The sequence below is a fragment of the Streptomyces sp. NPDC026417 genome (assembly GCF_055567695.1).
Map to the genome: position 1 here is coordinate 145,918 of NZ_JBVHPY010000004.1, position 20,588 is coordinate 166,505.

Annotated in this window: 16 protein-coding genes; 9 read left to right on the forward strand and 7 right to left on the reverse strand. The window is 72.2% G+C overall.

Annotated features, from left to right (window positions below; all coding sequences use genetic code 11):
• Window positions 1–30: 30 nt before the first annotated feature.
• The 3 genes from ACZ4NT_RS08290 to ACZ4NT_RS08300 all read right to left on the reverse strand — a co-directional run bounded on the left by ACZ4NT_RS08290 (window position 31) and on the right by ACZ4NT_RS08300 (window position 5,176).
• On the reverse strand, window positions 31–3,546 hold the full coding sequence (locus ACZ4NT_RS08290) for a 5-oxoprolinase/urea amidolyase family protein (protein WP_467724299.1): 3,516 nt from the start codon (window positions 3,544–3,546) through the stop codon (window positions 31–33).
• On the reverse strand, window positions 3,543–4,199 hold the full coding sequence (locus ACZ4NT_RS08295) for an urea amidolyase associated protein UAAP2 (RefSeq protein WP_467724503.1): 657 nt from the start codon (window positions 4,197–4,199) through the stop codon (window positions 3,543–3,545). The genes ACZ4NT_RS08290 and ACZ4NT_RS08295 overlap by 4 nt, the downstream gene beginning before the upstream one ends.
• A 152-nt stretch (window positions 4,200–4,351) precedes the next feature.
• On the reverse strand, window positions 4,352–5,176 hold the full coding sequence (locus ACZ4NT_RS08300; protein ID WP_121404217.1) for an urea amidolyase associated protein UAAP1: 825 nt from the start codon (window positions 5,174–5,176) through the stop codon (window positions 4,352–4,354).
• 170 nt (window positions 5,177–5,346) lie between these two features.
• Here ACZ4NT_RS08300 and ACZ4NT_RS08305 point away from each other — a divergent pair, with 170 nt between their 5' ends.
• The 6 genes from ACZ4NT_RS08305 (at window position 5,347) to ACZ4NT_RS08330 (ending at window position 10,807) form a co-directional block, all read left to right on the forward strand.
• On the forward strand, window positions 5,347–5,970 hold the full coding sequence (locus ACZ4NT_RS08305) for a TetR/AcrR family transcriptional regulator (protein WP_121404219.1): 624 nt from the start codon (window positions 5,347–5,349) through the stop codon (window positions 5,968–5,970).
• 303 nt (window positions 5,971–6,273) lie between these two features.
• The gene (locus ACZ4NT_RS08310) at window positions 6,274–7,857 is read left to right on the forward strand and encodes an ATP-binding protein (RefSeq protein WP_467724302.1); all 1,584 of its coding nucleotides are present in this window, start codon (window positions 6,274–6,276) and stop codon (window positions 7,855–7,857) included.
• On the forward strand, window positions 7,854–8,261 hold the full coding sequence (locus ACZ4NT_RS08315) for a roadblock/LC7 domain-containing protein (RefSeq protein WP_121404222.1): 408 nt from the start codon (window positions 7,854–7,856) through the stop codon (window positions 8,259–8,261). The genes ACZ4NT_RS08310 and ACZ4NT_RS08315 overlap by 4 nt, the downstream gene beginning before the upstream one ends.
• The gene (locus ACZ4NT_RS08320) at window positions 8,258–8,662 is read left to right on the forward strand and encodes a DUF742 domain-containing protein (protein WP_121404223.1); all 405 of its coding nucleotides are present in this window, start codon (window positions 8,258–8,260) and stop codon (window positions 8,660–8,662) included. The genes ACZ4NT_RS08315 and ACZ4NT_RS08320 overlap by 4 nt, the downstream gene beginning before the upstream one ends.
• Window positions 8,643–9,257, forward strand: coding sequence for a GTP-binding protein (locus ACZ4NT_RS08325; protein WP_467724304.1), 615 nt, complete (start codon window positions 8,643–8,645; stop codon window positions 9,255–9,257). Before ACZ4NT_RS08320 ends, ACZ4NT_RS08325 begins: the two co-directional genes overlap by 20 nt.
• A 71-nt stretch (window positions 9,258–9,328) precedes the next feature.
• Window positions 9,329–10,807: a cytochrome P450 gene (locus tag ACZ4NT_RS08330; protein ID WP_467724306.1), complete on the forward strand. Its 1,479-nt coding sequence runs from the start codon at window positions 9,329–9,331 to the stop codon at window positions 10,805–10,807.
• A gap of 14 nt (window positions 10,808–10,821) precedes the next feature.
• Here ACZ4NT_RS08330 and ACZ4NT_RS08335 read toward each other — a convergent pair whose 3' ends face one another.
• From ACZ4NT_RS08335 to ACZ4NT_RS08350, 4 genes are all read right to left on the reverse strand, one after another.
• Complete coding sequence (locus ACZ4NT_RS08335; protein WP_467724308.1) at window positions 10,822–11,763, reverse strand: RluA family pseudouridine synthase; 942 nt, start codon at window positions 11,761–11,763, stop codon at window positions 10,822–10,824.
• A 34-nt stretch (window positions 11,764–11,797) separates the two neighbouring features.
• A complete protein-coding gene (locus tag ACZ4NT_RS08340) occupies window positions 11,798–13,345 on the reverse strand; it encodes an amino acid permease (RefSeq protein WP_467724310.1) in 1,548 nt (515 codons plus the stop codon).
• A 614-nt stretch (window positions 13,346–13,959) separates the two neighbouring features.
• The gene (locus ACZ4NT_RS08345) at window positions 13,960–14,799 is read right to left on the reverse strand and encodes a siderophore-interacting protein (protein WP_121404228.1); all 840 of its coding nucleotides are present in this window, start codon (window positions 14,797–14,799) and stop codon (window positions 13,960–13,962) included.
• Window positions 14,800–14,859: 60 nt separating this feature from the next.
• Window positions 14,860–15,789 (reverse strand): 5'-3' exonuclease, encoded by a 930-nt coding sequence (locus ACZ4NT_RS08350; protein WP_121404819.1) that lies wholly within the window; start codon window positions 15,787–15,789, stop codon window positions 14,860–14,862.
• 302 nt (window positions 15,790–16,091) lie between these two features.
• Between ACZ4NT_RS08350 and ACZ4NT_RS08355 the strand changes: the two genes are divergently transcribed.
• From ACZ4NT_RS08355 to ACZ4NT_RS08365, 3 genes are all read left to right on the forward strand, one after another.
• The gene (locus ACZ4NT_RS08355) at window positions 16,092–17,198 is read left to right on the forward strand and encodes a quaternary amine ABC transporter ATP-binding protein (protein WP_467724313.1); all 1,107 of its coding nucleotides are present in this window, start codon (window positions 16,092–16,094) and stop codon (window positions 17,196–17,198) included.
• A complete protein-coding gene (locus tag ACZ4NT_RS08360; RefSeq protein WP_467724315.1) occupies window positions 17,191–19,806 on the forward strand; it encodes an ABC transporter permease/substrate binding protein in 2,616 nt (871 codons plus the stop codon). The genes ACZ4NT_RS08355 and ACZ4NT_RS08360 overlap by 8 nt, the downstream gene beginning before the upstream one ends.
• A gap of 215 nt (window positions 19,807–20,021) precedes the next feature.
• Window positions 20,022–20,486 (forward strand): hypothetical protein, encoded by a 465-nt coding sequence (locus ACZ4NT_RS08365; protein WP_467724317.1) that lies wholly within the window; start codon window positions 20,022–20,024, stop codon window positions 20,484–20,486.
• Window positions 20,487–20,588: the final 102 nt, after the last annotated feature.

The window sequence follows — 20,588 nt, forward strand, 5'->3', positions numbered from 1 at the left end:
GGTGTACGGGCCCGGAGCCCGGACCGGTGGTCACGACACGGGCGCCAGGACCAGCAACGCGCTCCCCGCCTCCACCTGGTCGCCCGGTCCGGCGAGTATCTCGGCCACCACGCCGTCCACCGGGGCGGACACCCGGGACTCCATCTTCATCGCCTCCAGGGCCAGCAGCGGCTGGCCGGCGGTGACCCGGTCGCCCTTCGCCACGTTCAGCTGCCAGACGGAGGCGGCGAACTCGGCCTCCACCAGCCGACCGCCCTCGGGCACCGTGATCTCGGCGGGCGCCGGGGCGGGAGCTGCGGCCACCTCCGCCCGGGTGAACTCGCCCGCCGCCGCCCAGGCGTCCCGCTCCGCCGAGAAGGCCGCTCCCTGCCGGGCGCGGAACTCCCCGATGGAGTCGGCGTTCGCGGCCAGGAAGGCCTCGTACTCGGCCAGGGAGAACTCACCCTCCTCGATGCGCGGCACGAACCTGCCGGAGATGATGTCGGCGCGCAGCGTGAGGAGTTCGTCCGGCTCCACGGGATACCACTTGATCCGGTCGAAGAAGCGCAGCAGCCAGGGCGACCCCGGCTCGAACGCGCCGCGCTGCTGCCAGCCCGACCACACCTGGGTCGTCCGGCCCACGAACTGGTAGCCGCCCGGACCCTCCATGCCGTAGACGCACAAGTAGGCGCCGCCGATGCCGACCGAGTTCTCCGCCGTCCAGGTGCGCGCCGGGTTGTACTTCGTGGTGACCAGCCGGTGGCGGGGGTCGAGCGGCGTCGCGACCGGTGCCCCCAGGTACACGTCGCCCAGGCCCAGGACCAGGTACTCCGCGTCGAAGACGGTCCGGTACACGTCCGCCACCGACTCCAGCCCGTTCACCCGGCGGATGAACTCGATGTTCCAGGGGCACCAGGGAGCGTCGTCCCGCACGCCCGCCATGTAGCGGGCGATCGCCTCGCGGGTGGCCGGGTCGTCCCAGGAGAGCGGGAGGTGCACCGTCCGGGACGGCACGGTCAGCCGGCCGTCCGTCGGCAGGGTGCGCGCGATCTCCCGTACGGCGGCGAGGAGTCGGCGTTGCGGCAGCCGGCGCGGGTCCGCCTGGATCTGCAGGGAGCGGATGCCCGGAGTGAGGTCGGTGACGCCGTCGGGACCGGCCGCGGCCACCGCCTCCATCAGCGCGTGCACCCGCATGCGCAGCGCCAGATCGAGCTGTAGGGGACCGAACTCGACGAGCAGGTTGTCGTCGCCGCTGCGGCGGAAGGTGATGTCACCGTCCCGGGCCAGCACCCCGCCGTCCACGATCGCCGCCCGGGCCGCGCCGTCCTCGGTGACCGGCACGAAACGCACCGTGTCGCCGGGGCGCAGCTGGCCGAGCTTCCAGCGCTCGGTGGAGATCACCGTCGCCGGGCACACGAACCCGCCGAGCGAGGGGCCGTCCGGACCGAGCAGTACCGGCATGTCGCCCGTGTAGTCGACGGCACCGACCGAGTACGGCGTGTCGTGGATGTTGGACGGGTGCAGTCCCGCCTCGCCGCCGTCGGCGCGCGCCCAGCGGGGCTTCGGCCCGATCAGCCGGACACCGGTGCGCGCCGAGTTGAAGTGGACCTTCCAGTCGGCGGCGTAGAAGTCCTGCACGTCCTCCTCGGTGAAGAACTCCGGCGCCGCGTGCGGCCCTTCGAGGGCGCCGATGTCCCACCGCGCCCCGAGGACCGGGCGGTCTCCGTCGGGCACGGGGGTGCCGGAGCCCGTGCGGGTACCGCCGTGCAGCACGTCCCCGGTGCGCAGCGCCCGGCCCCCGTGGCCGCCGAACCGGCCCAGCGTGAAGGTGGAGGCGCTGCCCAGGAACGCGGGCACGTCGAGGCCGCCGCCCGCGAAGAGCACGTAGGTGCGCAGTCCGTGCCGGGCGGGAGCACCCACGTCCAGCACGGCCCCCGCGGGTACCGTCACGGGCTCCCACTGGGGGACGGCCGCACCGTCCACGGAGACCGGCGCCGGGGCTCCCGTGACGCACACCGTGGTCGCGTGGGTGAAGCGGAGCGCCGGTCCCTGCAGGGTGCACTCCAGGCCCGGTGCTCCCTCGGCGTTGCCGAGCGCGCGGTTGCCCAGCCGGAAGGACAGGTCGTCCATCGGTCCGCAGGGCGGCACGCCCACCTGCCAGTAGCCGGTGCGGCCGGGCCAGTCCTGGACGGTGGTCAGGGTGCCGCCCGAGACCACCTCGACACGCGGCGACGGGTCGGTGACGCCGGCGAGCGTGGCCGTCGAGTGCGAGGCCGACCGGAAGGACGGCTCGGCGAGCGCCGCCCGCAGCAGGCCGAGGTTGGTCTCGATGCCGTCCACCCGCGTCCCGGCCAGCGCCTCGTCCAGCCGGGCCAGGGCGTGCGCCCGGTCGTGCCCGACCGCGACGACCTTCGCGAGCATGGGGTCGTACGACGTGGTCACCTCGGTGCCCGTCTCGATCCAGCTGTCCACGCGGACGCCCGGGGGGAACTCCACCCGGGTCAACAGGCCCGCGCTGGGCCGGTGTCCACGTGAGGGGTCCTCGGCGTACAGGCGTGCCTCGACGGCGTGTCCCCGGGGCTCGCCCGGCTCCCGTACGACATCGGCCTCGCCGCGGGCCAGCCGCAGCATCCAGGCGACGAGGTCGATGCCGTAGACCTCCTCGGTGACCGGATGCTCCACCTGCAGGCGCGTGTTGACCTCCAGGAAGTACGCCTCCTCGCGGGCGGCGTCGTACACGAACTCCACCGTGCCGGCCGAGCGGTAGCCGACGCCGGCGCAGAGGTCGCGTGCCGCGCCCGCCAGGCGGGCGCGGACGGCGGGCGGCAGGCCCGGGGCGGGGGCCTCCTCCACGACCTTCTGGTTGCGGCGCTGGAGCGAGCAGTCGCGGTCGCCGAGGGCGACGACCCGGCCCCGCCCGTCGCCGAAGACCTGCACCTCGACATGGCGGGCGTGCTCGACCAGCCGCTCCAGGAAGACCCCGGCGGAGGAGAACGAGGCGGCGGCGATCCGCTGCACCCGGTCCCAGGCCTCGGTCAGTTCGTCGGCATGGCGACAGGCCGACATGCCGATGCCGCCGCCACCCCCGGTGGCCTTGAGCATCACGGGATAGCCGACGCGCTCGGCCTCCCGGAGCGCCTCGCCGAGGCCTGTGAGCAGTCCCGTGCCCGGCAGGAGCGGCACCCCGGAGGCCTCCGCGGCGGCCCGCGCGGTGTGCTTGGCGCCGAAGAGTTCCAGCTGTGCGGGCGTGGGCCCCACGAACACGATCCCGGCGTCCTCGCAGCGGCGGGCGAAGGCCGCGTCCTCGGACAGGAAGCCGTAGCCGGGGTGGATCGCGCCCGCGCCGGTGTCCTTGGCGGCCTTCAGGACGAGGTCGGCGTCCAGGTACGACTCCTTGGCGGGCGCCGGCCCCAGCCGGACGGCCTCGTCGGCGAGCCTCACGTGCGGGGCGCCCCGGTCGGCGTCGGAGTACACGGCGACGGTGCGCAGGCCGAGCTCACGGGCCGTGCGGATGATCCGGACGGCGATCTCGCCACGGTTGGCGATCAGCAGCGTGTCGAAGGTCATTCCGGCGCTCCGACGGTCAGTTCGACGGCTGTCGGCTCGAAGCCGTTGCACGGGTTGTTGATCTGCGGGCAGTTGGAGACCAGCACGAGCACGTCGCACTCGGCGCGCAGGACGAGCGAGCGGCCGGGCGCCGAGATGCCGTCGACGATGCCGAGGGTGCCGTCCGGTTCGACCGGCACGTTCATGTACCAGTTGACGTTGGAGACGAGGTCGCGCTTGCCGAGGCCGTACCGGGCGCCCTCGGCGAGGAAGTTCTCCACGCAGGCGTGCTGGGACCAGGTGTGGTGCCCGTACCGGAGGGTGTTCGACTCCTTGGAGCACGCCCCGCCGACGGTGTCGTGCCGGCCCACCTCGTCGGAGACGACGGTCATCAGCGGGGTGTGCTCGTTGGAGAGCAGGTCGCTGCCCGTGGTGAGGAAGAGGCTGCCCTGGCCGTGCACGGTGTCGGGCGCGCTGTAGCGCACGGCCGTGTCCCGGGCGTCGTACACCAGGAAGTCGACGGCCTGGTTGCCGTGCAGATCGGTGAGGGTGAGCGTCTCGCCGGCGCGGACGACGGCCGACCAGGCGGCCCGGGCGGGGACGACGGTGCGGGTGGTGCCGGGCCGCTCGGAGGGCCGCGCGGACGGCGCGGCGGGCTTTTCGGCCGACCGGATCCCGGTGCCGCCGGGGAAGCCGTCGGGGGACGGCGTCGCGGTGCCGGCGGGGAGCGTTCGCGGTGAGGGCGAACCGGTGCCGGTGGGGGACCCGTCGGGTGACGGCGTCCCGGTGTCCGCGTGGGCGGCTGCGGGCGGCTGGACTCCGGTGCTCATGCGAGCCCCCTCGCGGCGAGGTGTTCGGCGGTGTTCAGGAAGGCGCGGCGGCCCTCGGGAGTGGCCTCCCACAAGGCGTCGCCCGGCCGGGTCGCCTCGGCCCGCCAGGCCAGCACCTCCAGCGCGGTGCTGGTGTAGGCGGGGCGGGGGTCGCAGGGGTGCGGCACGTTCGCGAGCAGGACGGTGACGTCCTGCTCGGCGCGGAGCGTCACGCTGCCGCCCGGACCGGCGGACCCGGTGAAGTCCAGGGCGCCGTCGTCCCCCACCCGCACGCCCTGGAAGAACGAGAGCGAGGGCGGCAGATCGCGGGGTTCCAGGCCGTTCTTGGCGGCCGCCAGCTTGAACAGCTCGCGTCCGGCGGGCGAGCCGGACTGCGGTGTGCCGTCCCCGTACCGCGCGCTGTTCCGCACCAGCGTGGAGGTGCCGCACAACGCGTCGTGGCGGCCGGAGGTGTCGGCGACGACCGAGGCCAGCACCCGGCCCTGGTCGGACAGCAGCAGCCGACCCTCGCCGAGATAGGCGTTCCACTGGACCTTGACCGTGTCGGCGACGTTGAGCCGCTCCCACGGCCGGTCGGCGACGTACAGCAGAAGGTGGGCGCAGGCGTCGCCGTCGAGGTCGGTGAGCCGCAGCTCGGTGCCGCGTGCCAGCACCCGGTGCGTGTAGGTGCCGCCCGCCACCGTCTCCGCCCACACCAGGTGGCCCGCCTCGCAGGGCGGGTCGGGCCAGGCGCCGGCCGGCACGACGGGCATGGCCCGGACACGGGTGCCCTCCTGTGCCCGGGCGTGCGCGCGGGCTCCGTACGTGGTCGCTGTCGCCATTCGCGGGACCTCCGGCTCGGCAGGACCCGGGACCGGACCTGCTCCGTCATTTCTGTCGCCCGACAGAAATTAGGAGCCGGGCGGGTCCGGGCCGTTGCCCGCGGGTTGCCGCCCGGTTACCGATCGCTCACCGTGATCACCCCGCGAGGGGGTGTGCGAGGATCGAACGCATGGGGAGCAGTGGACGACGGGTCGGCAGGCCGCGGGCCGCGCAGCGGCCGGACAGCGGTCTCCCGCCGCGCGAGGAACTCCTGTCCGCCGCGGCCGAGTTGTTCACGACCCGCGGTTACGCCGCCACGACGACCCGGGCCGTCGCCGAGCGGGCCGGCATGCGGCAGGCCTCCATGTACCACTACGTCAGTGGCAAGGAGGAACTGCTCGCCGCGCTCCTGGAGTCCACCGTCACCCCTTCGCTGGCCTGCGCCCGCAGGCTCCTCGCGGACGATACGGTGCCGGCCGCGGACCGGCTCTGGGAGCTGTGCCGTACGGACGTGGAGCTGCTCTGCGGTGGCACGCACAACCTCGGGGGCCTGTACCTGCTGCCCGAGGTGCGCGCCGAACGCTTCGCCGGCTTCCATGCCGTGCGCGCCGAACTCAAGGACGCCTACCGGCAGTTGCTCGCCGCGACCGAGTCGGGCGGGGCGCTCGCCAAGAGCGAGCTGGAGCTGCGGACGGACCTGCTCTTCGGGCTGATCGAGGGTGTCATCCTCGTCCACCGCTCCGATCCGGAGCGGCCCGTGTCGGCGTTCGCCGAGGCCACGGCGGACGCGGCACTGCGCATCGCGGGGCTGTGAGCCCGCCCGCGAACGGCTGACCGCCCGACGGGTTTCCGCTCCTTCGGGGAGTCTTCTTCGCATGCCCGTGCGCCGTCACACACCGTGTGCGAGTGATCCCTGAGCGTGCAAATGGAGCCGAGAGTACTCCTGTCCTCCGGGCGATTTCAGGGGCTTGCCGAATATGACACGGCGATGATCCGGTCGGACTAAGCTCGCCCGCAGCGCACCGAGTTGGGATGTAATCGTGCGCTTGTTCCCCAAAGTAACGAAGGTCCAGAACCATCCCCCCCACCCCCAGCCGATTTGTCTCAGAGGGCATACATGGTGAGCGTTCAATCGCCTCCCGCAGGCCGTGAACTTCCCTACGCGCGCGTGCTGTTGCTGCCGGCCATACTGATGGCCGCGGTGTCCGGGGCCGCCGTCGCCGTGGTGACGGAGCCGGCCAGGGCCGCCGTCGGCTGGTGCGGTGCCGTGGCCACGCTCATGGTGATCGCGACCGCGGCCGAAGCGGTGCGCCGCGGCCGGGCCGCACGCGCCCTGCGCACCGAACTGGCGCACCGGACCGCGTACCTGGAACAGCGCATCTCCGACCACGACCGGGAGATCGTGCACCTCGGCACGGAACTCCTGCCGGCCGCGCTGCACCGGCTGCGCGGCGGGGAATCCCCCTCGGGGGTGATGCGCACGTTCGTCGACGCCGACCCCGTCCACCGCGAACTCCCCGAGTCGCACCGCGACTTGGTGCGGTCCGTACTCGACATCGTGGATCACGAGACGGCGCTGCGCGACTCCGCCCAGCGCGCCTTCGTCAACATCGCCCGCCGCGTCCAGGCGATCGTCCACCAGCAGGCCAAGGAACTGCGCGAGATGGAGGAGGACCACGGACGCAACCCCGAGGTCTTCGACGACCTGCTGCGCATCGACCACGGCACCGCGCTGATCGGCCGCCTCGCCGACTCCATCGCCGTGCTCGGCGGTGGCCGTCCCGGCCGCCAGTGGCCCAAGCCCGTACCGCTGTTCAGCGTGCTGCGCGGGGCGATGTCCCGGATCCTCGAGTACCGCCGCATCGAGCTGCACTCGATCGCGGAGGTCGCCATCAACGGCGTCTCCGTCGAACCGCTCATCCACGCCTGCGCCGAGCTCCTCGACAACGCCACGCGCTACTCGCCCCCGCAGACCAAGGTGCACGTCACCGCCGTCGAGGTGCAGACCGGCATCGCCATCGAGATCGAGGACGGCGGCGTCAGCCTCAGTGAGGAGGCCCGCGGCCGGGCCGAGAACATGCTCCGGATGGCCCAGGCCGGCATCGACCTCAACGACCTCGGGGAGACCCCGCGCCTCGGCATGGCCGTCGTCGGCCGCCTCTCGCAGATGTACAACATGCAGATCTCGCTGCGGCAGTCCGCCTACGGCGGTGTCCGTGCCGTCCTCGTCGTGCCGCGCGACATGCTCACCACCGGCGACGCCCCCGGACTCGCCCACGGCATCGGCGCCGCCGCCGTGCCCCGCATGGACACCGGCGGCGTGGAGGGCCCCGCGCGCAAGCCGAAGAAGCGCCGTCCCACCACCGGGCCCCGTGTCCCCGCCCCGCCGGCTGCCGCCATGGAGGACGACGCCCCCGAGGTGACCGAGTGGACGCCCAACGGGCTGCCGCAGCGCCGCAGCCGCGTCAAGGTCTCCTTCAGCCAGCGGGTGGCCGAGGCCAGGGCCGCGGAAGCCGCCGCGGAGGCCGCACGGACGGCCGCGCCCGCCTGGGCGCCCGAGCCCGCCCCGGAACAGAAGGAACCCGAACCGGGCCTGTGGGTCGAGGCGTTCATGAACGGACTCAAGGGCGGTGACCCCGATCCGGCCACGACCAACCAGCCGGCCCGTGTCGAGGCCGACGACGAGGGGGACCTCAAGTGATCCAGCAGCGAGCCAACTTCGACTGGATGCTCAAGGAGCTCTCCGACGGCGTCCCGGGCACCCAGCAGATCGTGGTGCTCTCCGCCGACGGGCTGCGCATCGCCCGCTACGGCGGCGACCCGGACGCCGCCGACCGCATCGCCGCCGCCTGTGCGGGGCTGCAGAGCCTGGCCGGAGCCGTCGCCGGGGAGATCCCCGACAGCGACGGCCGGATGCGCATGGTCATCATCGAGATCAACGGCGGCTACTTCTACCTGATGTCGGCCGGCGCCAACGCCTACCTCGCGGTCCTCGCCGACCAGACCGTGGACGCCGGGCTGATGAGCAACCGCATGCGCGACCTCGTCGTACGGATCGGAGCCCATCTCACGAGTCCGCCGCGCCGCAACGGGCAGACCGTATGACTCCTCCGCAACGGCGGCGGCGCCACCCCGAGGAAGAGCCCGCGGAACCTCCCCAAGCGGGCCGGGACGCGAAGATCCCGGAGCGGCTGTACGTGCTCACGGGCGGGGGCGAGGGCGCGGACCGCGCCCCGCTCGACCTGGTCACCCTGATCGTGGCGAACGCCGAGGTGCCCCCGCCCACCTCGCAGCCGGAGCAGTCGGCGGTGATCCGGCTCTGCAGGGCCCCCTTGTCCGTGGCCGAGATCTCGGCCTATCTGAACCTGCCGGTCAGCGTGGTGACCGTCCTGCTCACCGAGCTGCTGGCGGCCGAACTGGTACAGGCGCGCGCCCCGATCGTCCGCTCGGCGCTCCCCGACCGTTCCCTCCTCGAAGCGGTGATGCATGGACTTCAAAAGCTCTGACACCATCACGGGCCCTCGCGCCGAGGACCATCTGCCGCAGACGGCGCAGGCCGCGGTGAAGGTCGTGATCGTGGGCGGCTTCGGAGTCGGCAAGACGACCATGGTGGGCTCCGTCAGCGAGATCAGGCCGCTGACCACCGAGGAGACCATGACGCAGGCCGGCATCGGAGTCGACGACAACTACGGCTCGGAGACCAAGACGGCCACCACCGTCGCCATGGACTTCGGGCGCATCAGCATCACGGAACAGCTGGTGCTGTACCTGTTCGGCACCCCCGGCCAGGAGCGCTTCTGGTTCCTGTGGAACGGCCTGTTCGAAGGCGCGCTCGGCGCGGTCGTCCTGGTCGACACCCGGCGGCTGGAAGTCAGCTTCGACGTCATCGGCCGCCTGGAGGAGCGCGGCGTGCCGTTCGTCATCGCCATAAACGACTTCCCGGACGCTCCCCGCTACCCGGTCGAGGACCTGCGGACGGCTCTCGACCTGTCCGAGGAGATCCCCATCGTGAAGTGTGACGCCCGGCGCCGCGCCTCCAGCCGTGACGTCCTGATGACGCTGATGCGCTTCCTGCACTCGCTGGCGATGACCTCCGCGTGACCCGGGGCGCCCCGCCGGACGCCCCGCCCCCACCCCAGACATCCGATCCACTTCAGCCCGGAGCCACCACCGTGACGTCTGAATCCCACGCCCCGACCGGTATGGACGACCCCACCCTCGGCCCACCGCCCGGCTGCCCCGCCCACGGAATCGGCCCCGGCGGACTGCGCCGGCTCTACGGCCCCGAGGCGGAGGACCTGTCGGCCCTCTACGAGAAGCTCCGTGCCGAACACGGCCCGGTGGCACCCGCGTTGCTGCACAACGACGTACCCATCTGGGTGGTGCTCGGCCACAGCGAGAACCTGCACATGGTGCGCACCCCCTCGCAGTTCGCACGGGACAGCCGGCTGTGGACCGCCGTGCAGGACGGCACGGCGGGTCCCGACCACCCGCTCGCCCCCCACATCACCTGGCAGCCCATCTGCTCCCACGCCGAGGGCGACGAGCACCTGAGGCTGCGGGGCGCGGTCACCGGCGCCATGTCGACCATCGACCACCGGGGCATCCGCCGGCACATCAACCGCTTCACCCAGCAACTGGTCAACAAGTTCTGCGAAAGGGGCACCGCCGACCTGGTCAGCCAGTTCGCCGAGCACCTTCCGATGGCCGTGATGTGCGAGATCCTCGGCATGCCCGAGGAGTACAACGACCGGATCGTGCAGGCCACCCGCGACATGCTCCGCGGCACCGACACGGCCATCGCCAGCCAGGCCTACGTCATGGGCGCTCTGGAGCGGCTGACCGAGCGCCGCCGCGAACGGCCCGCCGAGGACTTCGCGAGCCAGCTGATGAGCCACCCGGCGGGGCTCACCGACGACGAGGTCACCAAGCACCTGTGGCTGGTCCTCATGGCGGCCTACGAGGCCACGGCGAACCTCATCGCCAACGTGCTGCGCATGGTGCTGACCGACCCCCGGTTCCGCGCCCAGCTCAGCGGCGGCCAGATGACGGTGCCCGAGGCGGTCGAGCAGTCCCTCTGGGACGAACCGCCGTTCAGCACCGTCTTCGCCTACTTCGCCAAGCACGAGACGGAGCTGGGCGGCCAGCGCATCCGCCGGGGCGACGGCCTGCTCTTCGGCATCGCCCCGGGCAACGTCGACCCGCACGTCCGCCCCGACCTCGCGGCGAACATGCAGGGCAACCGCTCCCACCTCGCCTTCGGCGGCGGCCCTCACGAGTGCCCGGGCCAGGACATCGGCCGTGCCATCGCCGACACCGGCGTCGACGCCCTGCTGATGCGGCTGCCCGACGTCCAACTGGGCTGCGAGGAGCACGAGTTGCGCTGGACGTCCTCGATCGCCTCGCGGCACCTGGTCGAGCTGCCGGTGCAGTTCGCGCCCAAGGCGCAGCAGGACGTCCAGCAGCGCCCCGCCGCCCACCCGGTGCCGACGCCGCGGCCGGGCTGGCAGGTCACGACGGCGCCCCCGGCGGAGCCGGCGACGCCGCCGGCCGAGCCCGTCGCCCCGACGAACGCGCCCTCCGCGGTTCCGGAGCCGGCACACCGCCCCGGCGCCTGGCAGCGGCTCGTGCGCTGGTGGCGCGGTTACTGAGCCCAGTCGCGCGGCTACCGGGCCCAGTCGTCGTAGGCGGCCCAGGACCCGAGCACCCGGGTGCTGGCGAACCGGTGCTCGCGCCCCGTGACCGGGTCGGTGAACTCCAGTGCCCGCGCCAGCAGTTGGAGCGGGCGCCGGAAGTCACCGGCCGGCACGGGGCCGGTCACCACCGGATAGAGCGGATCGCCCAGGATCGGCACGCCCGCCGCGCTCATGTGGACGCGCAGCTGATGGGTCTGCCCGGTGCTCGGCGTGAGACGGTAGCGGCCGAGCCCGGCCCGGTGCTCCACGAGCTCGATCCGGCTCACGGCGTTCGGCTCGCCCTCGACCTCGCGGGCGGCCGGCACACCGCGCTCCTTCACGATGCGGCTGCGGACGGTGCGCGGCAGCACCAGGCCGGGGGAGTACGGGGCCACCGCCTCGTACTCCTTGCGGACCAGCTTGTCGCGGAAGAGGGTCTGGTACGCGCCCCGCTCCTGCGGCCGCACGGTGAACAGCACGAGCCCCGCCGTGAGCCGGTCCAGCCGGTGCGCCGCCCCGAGTGTGGGGATGCCCAGCTCCCGGCGCAGCCGGGCCAGGGCGGTCTCGGCGACATGGCTGCCGCGTGGCGTGGTGGCGAGGAAGTGCGGCTTGTCGGCCACCACGATGTGCTCGTCGTGGTGGACGACGTCGAGGGCGAACGGCACCCGCTCCTCGTCGGGCAGTGCGCGGTGGAACCATACGAACATCCCCGGCTCGTACGCCGTGTCGGCCCGCACGGGCCGTCCGTCCGCCCCGACGATCAGCCCCTCGCCGAGCATCGCGTCGATCACCCCGGGCCCCGCCGCGAGCCGCTCCACCAGGTGCTCGCGGACGGTCGCCCAGCCTCCGTCCTGCGGAAGCCTGATCCGCACGGGGTCCACCCCGTCGCGCTGCGGCAGGGGGGAGGGCGGGATCCGGGGCTTGCGTCTCATCGTGATCAATCGTACGAGGCGGGGTCCGCCACGGTCAGACGTGGACGGGCGTCTCGGCGGGCGCCCTGCGCGCCGCGTGCGCGGTGTACCCCCGGTAGGCCCCGCCCACGAGCAGCGTCGCGCCCAGGAACAGCACGGTGAACCACTGGAAGTACCAGTGACCGCCCGCCGGGTCGTAGACGGCCGCGCGGGGCCAGGCGAGGTTGACGGTCATGAACAGGCCGTAGAGCAGGGCGAGCGCGTTGACCGGGATCCCCCAGCGGCCGAGGGAGAAGAGGGGGCCGCCCTCCTCGTCCACGCCGTCCTCCTCGGGGAAGCGCCCCCGCAGCCGGCGCACCAGCAGCGGCCCGGTGACCATCGCGTACGCCAGGTACAGCATCACGATGCACGTGGTGCCGATGGCCAGAAAGGCCTCCGGGGACGCGAAGTTGAGGAGCAGCAGGGCCGCGGCGAGCACGCCGACGACCACGGCGGGCGCGCTCGGCATCCCGGTGCGCGGATTGACCTCGGCGAGGCGCCGGGAGAACGGCAGCCGCCCGTCGCGGGCCATCGAGAAGAGCATGCGGCAGGCGGACGTCTGGATCGCCAGGGTCGCCACGGCGACGGCCACCACCACGTCGGCGAGCAGCGCCCTGCCGACACCGTCGCCGAGGCTGCTGGTGAGCACGTAGCTCAGGCCGTCGACGCCCAGGCGGCCGTCCGTGAGACTGGGCGCGGCGAGCAGGCCGCCCAGCACGATCAGGCCGCCGAGCAGGCCCGCGGCGCCGAGCGCGGTGAGGATCGTGCGGGGTGCGGTGCGCCTCGGGTGGTGCGTCTCCTCGCTCATCTCGCCGGCGCTGTCGAAACCGATCATCACGTACGCCGCCATGAAGGAGCCCACGAGCAGGGCTCCGGCGAGGCCGCTGCCGGCCCCGCCCGTGTGGAAGGTGATGCCGGGGGTGCGTTCCGCGTGCGTCAGCAGCAGCACGACGATGAGGACGGCGCCGATGATCTCGGCGGTGACGCCGACCCGGTTGATCACGGACATGACGCGGTTGTCGGCGAGGTTCACCAGCGTGGTCAGACCCAGCAGGATCACGCCGAGCACGGCCGCGTTGGCCGCGCCGTCCGGTGATGTGGGGGCGGGGTCGCCGCCCACCAGCTGGAAGCCGGACCAGATCGCCGGGAGCACCATCTGCAGCGCGAGCGCCGCCGCCGCGACGACCACGACCTGGCCGATCACCATGATCCAGCCGGCGAACCAGCCGAAGGAGAGGTTCGAGAGCCTCGACGACCACTGGTAGATCGCGCCCGAGAGGGGATAGCGGGCCGCGAGCTCGGCGAAGCAGGCGGCGACGAGCAACTGGCCCACCAGAACGGCCGGCCAGGTCCAGAAGAAGACCGGGCCGCCGAACGCGTACCCGAAGGCGAAGAACTGGAAGACGGTCGTCAGGACCGAGATGAAGGAGAAGCCGGCGGCGAACGAGGCGTACCGGCCGAGGCTGCGGTGCAGCTCCTGTCGGTAGCCGAACGCGGTCAGCGAGCGGTCGTCGGGGGACCCCGGCGGATCGGGGCGCAGTTCGGAGGGGGCGGTGGTGGTCACGGCGGCACCTGCCTTCGGCGCGGAAGGGGGCGGGACGGGCCGACAGGGTCCGGATTCCTGTCGGGTGACAGAAATTAGGGAGAGCCTGTTTCACTCGCGTGACGCGTCCATGTCCGGAGGGGGCCCAAGTGCTCACGTCGTGACCGGGGTCGGGGCATCGCGATACCTCGCGAGGTGTGCGGGGCCCGACGGGCCTGCGCCCTTTGCGGGGGCGGCTGCGCACCCCCGGCGCTGCGCGTGCGGGTGCGCCCGTGCGCCGGGGGTGAGTGAGGGGCACACCCGGGGGCGGCGGGGCAGGCCGGGGTGCCTACGGGATGCGGGTATGCGGGGCGGGAGCCGGGGCGTCGGTGGCAGACGACGGCGCCCCCGCCGGGTCAGGGCGGGAGTGGCCTCACGGCGTCAGGGCGAGGGCGCCACCGCTGATTCGAGGCAAGCGGGCGGTCACCGGGTCAGGGCGAGCGGGCCGCCGCTCTTTCGAGGCAGGCACCGCGTCAGGGCAGCGGGCCGCCGCTCTTTCGAGGCAGGCGGACGGCCGCCGCGTCAGGGCCGGGACGGCATCCGGCGGCTCGCGTGCCGGGCACCTCGGTCGGTGCCCGGCGAGGAGACCACTCGGTTCAGGAGGGGTGCGTCTCCTGTTCGGCCTCGACCTGCGCGTTCCACTCCCGCTTGGAGGCCTGCCAGCCGTCCTCGTTGTGCCCGAGGCGCCAGTAACCGGAGATCGAGAGGTCCTCGCGCGGGATCTCCAGCTCGACGCGGAGCAGGCGGCGCAGCTCCTTCACGAAGCCCGCCTCGCCGTGCACGAACGCCTGCATCCGGCCCTCCGGGAACTCCAGGGCGCGTACGGCCTCGACCAGGGCGGAGCCGACCGGCCGGGCGCCGCGGTGCAGCCAGACGACGTCCACGTCGGAGTCGATCTTCTGCTCCTCCTCGGGCCCGGAGACCTCCACCAACGCCCGGACCTCGGCCCCTTCCGGCAGTGCCTCCAGGGTGGCCGCGATGGCCGGCAGGGCGCTCTCGTCACCGGCCAGCAGATGCCAGTCGGCGCCGGCGTCGGGCGCGTAGGCGCCGCCGGGGCCCAGGAACCGGACGAGTTCGCCCGGCTGGACGCGAAGGGCCCAGGGGCCGGCCAGGCCCTCGTCCCCGTGCACCACGAAGTCGAGGGTCAGCTCGTGCAGTTCGGCGTTCCAGTGCCGCACCGTGTACGTGCGGGTCACGGGCCACTGCTCGCGCGGGAACTCCTCACGGATCCGCTGCACGTCGAAGGGCTCGGGGTAGGTCACGCCCTCGGCGCCGAACAGGAGCTTCACGTAGTGGTCGGTGCAGGAACCGACGGTGAAGTCGGCGAGACCGTCACCGCCGAGAACGACCCGCTGCATGTGCGGAGTCAGCCGCTCGGTCCGCACGACCCGCGCGGAGTGGGGCTTCGGGGTCCTGCGTGCCGGACGCTCTGCCATGACGGCCTCCCAGTCGGTGCTTAGGCTTGCCTAAGTTAGCATCTCTCCCCAGTGAACACCTCACACCCGAAGTGTCGAGAGCAACCGCTGCAACGACCCGCCGAGCCCCCAGCGGGCCGCGAGTTCGTCCAGCGCGACCGGGTCGCGCGGCGCGTGCGGCAGCGCGGTGTCGACGTCCGGGACGGGGACGTCACCCGCGACCCGTACGACCTTGGGCGCCACCGCCACGTACGGCCGTGACTCGTCGAGCCGCCTGCGCTGCGACGGCGTCAGCCGGGCCTTCGGGTCGTCGACCGCGGCCATGATCCCCGCCAGGTCGCCGAACTCGGCGAGCAGCTTCGCGGCCGTCTTCTCGCCGATGCCGGGGACGCCCGGCAGGCCGTCGCTGGGATCGCCCCGCAGCAGCGCCAGATCCGCGTACCCCGCGCCGTCGACCCCGTACTTCTCGCGCAGCCACGCCTCGTCGGTGAGCTGGAGCGAGCCGACGCCCTTGAGGGGGTACAGGACGCGGATTTCCCGCTTGTCGTCGACCAGTTGGTACAGGTCGCGGTCCCCGGTGACGATGTCGACGGGGCCGGTGGCCCGCCCGGCGAACGTGCCGATCACGTCGTCGGCCTCGTACCCCTCGACACCCACACGGGCGATGCCCACCGCGTCGAGGACGGCCTCGATGACGGGCACCTGCGGCGAGAGGGTGTCCGGCACCTCCTCCTCGTCCGGGCCCCCGGCGCGCTCCGCGGCCACGCGGTGCGCCTTGTACGACGGGATCAGGTCGACCCGCCACTGGGGGCGCCAGTCCGCGTCCATGCACGCGACCAGGTCGTCGGGCCGGTGGTCCTTGACCAGGCGGTCGATGAATTCGAGCAGTCCGCGCACGGCGTTCACGGGCGTGCCGTCCGGGGCCTTCACCGAGTCGGGGACCCCGAAGTAGGCCCGGAAGTACAGGGAGGCGGTGTCGAGCAGCATCAGGCGTCTGGTCACCCTCCGCATCATGCCGTACCCCACCGACAGTCACCGGTCGGCGGTCCGGGCGGCCGTCACGGAGGGGGGAGGGACGCCGTGACGTCGGGCCGGGGGGAGGCCTGCCACGGGAAACGCGCACGGCCTGTGAACTGGGCCACTTACGTGTTTGGTCTGCATAAGCAGGGGCAGGTGCCGGGCCGGAGCGAAGCCGGTCGCATTTTCAACAAGTGCTGACAAACGCCATCCGGTCGAGCGGACAGAACCCGCCTCGCTCCACGGCCCGCCGGCGGGGGAGGCGGGCCGTCGTGGTTCGAAGACGAGAGGCGCCCGTGGCATCCAGGCTAGAAGCGGAACACCTGTACAAGGTGTTCGGCAGACGACCCGACGACGCGGTGGAGCGGCTCCGCGCCGGAGCCGACCGCGAGGAACTGCGCGCGGGCGGCACCACCGCCGCGGTGATCGACGCGTCGTTCACCGTGGAACCGGGCCAGATCTTCGTGGTCATGGGCCTGTCCGGGTCCGGCAAGTCCACGCTGCTGCGCATGCTGAACGGGTTGCTGGAGCCGACCTCGGGACACGTGCTCTTCGACGGTCAGGACCTGACAGGGCTGAGCCCGCGGGCGCTGCGCGAGGTCCGCTCGAAGAAGATCAGCATGGTCTTCCAGCACTTCGCGCTCTTCCCGCACCGCAGCGTCCGCGAGAACGCCGCCTACGGCCTGGAGGTCCAGGGCGTGCCGAGCGCCGAGCGCAGGAAGCGCGCCGCGGAGGCGCTCGAACTGGTGGGTCTCGGCGGCTGGGAGAAGTCCTGGCCCGACGAGCTGTCCGGCGGTATGCAGCAGCGTGTGGGCCTGGCCCGCGCGCTCGCCACGGACGCGGACCTGCTGCTGATGGACGAGTCCTTCAGCGCGCTCGACCCGCTGATCCGCCGCGACATGCAGGACCAGCTCATCGAGCTGCAGAAGAAGCTCAAGAAGACCATCGTCTTCATCACGCACGACCTCAACGAGGCCATGCGGCTGGGCGACCGGATCGCCGTCATGCGCGACGGCCGGATCGTCCAGATCGGCAGCGCCGAGGACATCCTGGTGCGCCCCGCGAACGACTACGTCGCCTCCTTCACCCAGGACGTCGACCGCTCCCGGGTGCTCACCGCCGAATCCGTGATGGACACCGACGTCCGCGGGAACGAGGCGGACTGCTCCTGCGAGACCGCCGCTCCCGACACATCTTTCACCGAGCTGTGCGCCATCAGCGCCCGGCTGACCCACCCGGTCGCGGTCCTCGACGGCGAACGGCGACTCGTGGGCGTGGTGCCCCGGCAGCGGCTCGTCGGCTTCCTGGGCGACGAACAGGCTGAACCCGCGGCCTGCGGCACGCCCCGCGCCACGAGCGGCCACGGCGACCAGACCGTGAAGGCGGTGAAGGCCGGTGCCTAGGATCCCCTTCGGCGACTGGGTCAACGACACGGTCGACTGGCTGCTGAACCACATGGCGTGGCTCTTCGACTTCTTCAAGACCGTCTTCCTGGGCGCCTTCGACGGCATCAACGCCGTCCTCCAGGCTCCCGAGCCGCTCCTCCTGGCCGGCATCTTCGCCGTGATCGCCTTCTGGCTGCGCGGTACCTCCGCCGGTCTCCTCACCTTCGCCGGATTCGCCTTCATCGACTCCCTCGAACTGTGGGAGGACGCGATGGTGACCCTGTCGCTCGTCCTCGTGGCGACGCTCATCGCGCTGGTGATCTCCGTGCCCGTGGGCATCTGGGCGGCGCGCTCGGACCGGGTGAGCGGACTGGTCCGGCCGGTCCTCGACTTCATGCAGACGCTGCCCGCGATGATCTACCTCATCCCGGCGATCCTGTTCTTCGGCACCGGAGCCCCCGCGGGCATCGTGGCCACCCTGATCTTCGCGCTCGCCCCCGGAGTGCGCATGACCGAACTCGGCATCCGCCAGGTCGACAAGGAACTGGTCGAGGCCGCCGACGCCTTCGGCACCACGCCCGGGAACACGCTGCTGCGCATCCAGCTGCCGCTGGCGCTGCCCACCGTCATGGCCGGCGTCAACCAGGTCATCATGCTGGGCCTGTCCATGGCCGCGATCGCGGGCATGGTGGGCACCGGCGGTCTCGGCGGCGACGTCAACGAGGCCATCGGCCAGCTGAACGTGGGCCTCGGCTCCGAGGCCGGTGTCGCCATCGTCATCCTAGCGATCTACCTGGACCGCATGACGAGCGCGCTGGGCACCCAGGTGTCGCCGCTCGGCCGCCGCGCCGCCGCCAAGCTGCGGGCCGCGCACGGTCTGAAGATCTGGTCCTACCGCCCCCGCCCCGCCGTCGCCGTCGTCGGCGTGGTCGTGCTCGCGCTGGTCGCGGGCGGCATGGGCATCTTCGGCGGGGCCGCGGACGGCACCACCGCCGCCTCCGACGGCAAGAACGTCGGCCAGGGCAAGAAGATCACCATCGGCTACATCCCGTGGGACGAGGGCGTCGCCTCCACGTACCTGTGGAAGGAGATCCTCGAGGAGCGCGGCTACGAGGTGGAGACCAAGCAGTTCGACGCCGGACCGCTCTACACCTCCCTCGCGCAGGGCAACATCGACTTCCAGACCGACTCCTGGCTGCCGACCACGCACGAGCAGTACTGGAAGAAGTACGGCAAGCAGCTCGACGACCTGGGCTCCTGGTACGGCCCGACGTCCCTGGAGCTGAGCGTGCCCTCGTACATGAAGGGCATCGACTCGCTGGAGGACCTCAAGGGCCGGGCGGACGAGTTCGGCGGCAAGATCACCGGAATCGAGTCCAGCGCCGGGATGATGAGCCTGCTCAAGAGCAAGGTGCTGAAGGAGTACGGGCTCGACAAGGAGTACAAGGTCGTCGACAGCTCGACGCCGGCGATGCTGGCCGAGCTGAAGCGCGCGTACGCCAAGAAGGACCCCGTCGTGGTCACCCTCTGGTCACCGCACTGGGCCTACAGCGACTACGACCTGAAGAAGCTCAAGGACCCGAAGGGCGCCTGGGGCAAGGGCGACGGCGTGCACACCCTGTCGCGCAAGGGCTTCGCCCAGGACAACCCGGTCGTCGGGAAGTGGCTCAAGAACTTCAGGATGACCGAGAAGCAGCTCACCGGTCTCGAGGCCGAGATCAACAAGGCGGGCAAGGGCAATCAGCAGGACGCCGTGCGCGCCTGGCTCGAGCGGAACCCCGGCGTCGCCGACAAGCTGGCGCCCGTGAAGAGCGCGTCCGAGGCCCCGGCCGAGGCGAAGCGTGACGTGAACGTCGCCTGGTTCCCCTGGGACGAGGACGTCGCGGTCACCTATCTCTGGAAGAACGTCCTGGCCCGCCGCGGCTACACGCTCAACCTGAAGCAGATGGACGTCGGCCCGGTGTACACGGGGCTGGCCAGCGGCGACCTCGACGTCAACTTCGACGCATGGCTGCCCTACGCGCAGAAGAACTACTGGGACCAGCACAAGGACGACCTGAAGGACCTGGGCACCTGGTACGAGCCCACGTCGCTGGAGGTCGCCGTGCCCTCGTACGTCAAGGGCGTGAAGTCCCTGGAGGACCTCAAGGGCAAGGCCGGCACCTTCGACGGGAAGATCATCGGCATCGAGCCGGGCACCGGCGAGATGAACCTGCTCAAGAAGAAGGTGCTGCCGGGCTACGGCCTGGACAAGGAGTACAAGGTCGTCGACGGCTCCACGCCGGCGATGCTGGCCGAGCTGAAGCGTGCGTACGCCAAGAAGGAGCCGGTCGCCGTCGTCCTGTGGTCCCCGCACTGGGCCTACAGCGAGTACGACCTCACCAAGCTGAAGGACGACAAGAAGCTCTTCGGTGAGGGCAACACGATCCGCACCATCTCCAGCAAGAAGTTCCCCGGGCAGTATCCGCAGCTCACCAAGTGGATCAAGAACTTCAGGATGAGCGAGGACGAGCTCGGCAGCCTGGAGAGCGAGATCAAGGAGCGCGGCCAGGGGCACGAGGAGGACGCCGTCGCCGCGTGGCTCGAGGAGCACCCGGACATGGTCGGGCGGATGACTCCGCAGTAGTCCGGAAGCAGCCGGTCCCACCGAGAGGTGGCCACCGCACGACCCACCGAGGGGTGGGCCTCGCCGCACGGCCCCGTGCCTGCGGCGAAGCCCGCCCCTCGTGGCGTTCCCGGGGTGCACGCCTTGCGGCGGCCGGCCTCGTCGCCCACGAAAGGATCCGGACAACCACATCGCCGTACGCGGCCACCGCCGGGCGGGCGCCCTGCCGGCGGGTGATGCCGATCGCGCGTCCGACGCCGCGCGCTCCCTCTCCCGCTGCGCCGAGGGCACCCCGGACACACCTCCGTGCACGACGGACCGTCGAACTCACCGGTCACCACCGGGCGGACCGCGACACCGACCGTCAACTCCGCGCCCCGCTCACCGACTTCCGGGTCCGGCGGGCCCGTCCCGACCAGCGGCTCGACCGAGCGGTGGAGCCCTGGGGGACCGCCGGCGGCATCGAGGACCGCTCCGGGCCGGAACTCGGCGGGGCCGAACCGGTCCTGATCGAGGGGCAGCGCCGACGGGAGGACCTCGCGAGCCGGCGGACGTACGCCTGCGATCCCGCCACCGGGCGCGTCGGCCGACGCACGCTGCGCACCCCCCGCCGCAGCCGCGCCTCGGCGGAACCCTCCGCGACCCCGATCACCGGTCCGAGGGGCCGTCCGGCCCTGCCGGCCAGCGTTTTCGTGCCGTGAGAAGGCGGCGCGCGAGGCGAGTCCGGACAGTCCGTCCCTTGGCGCGAACTGTCACCCCGGCCGCCCCCGGAAGTGACAGCGATGTGACGGCCGCATGAAACG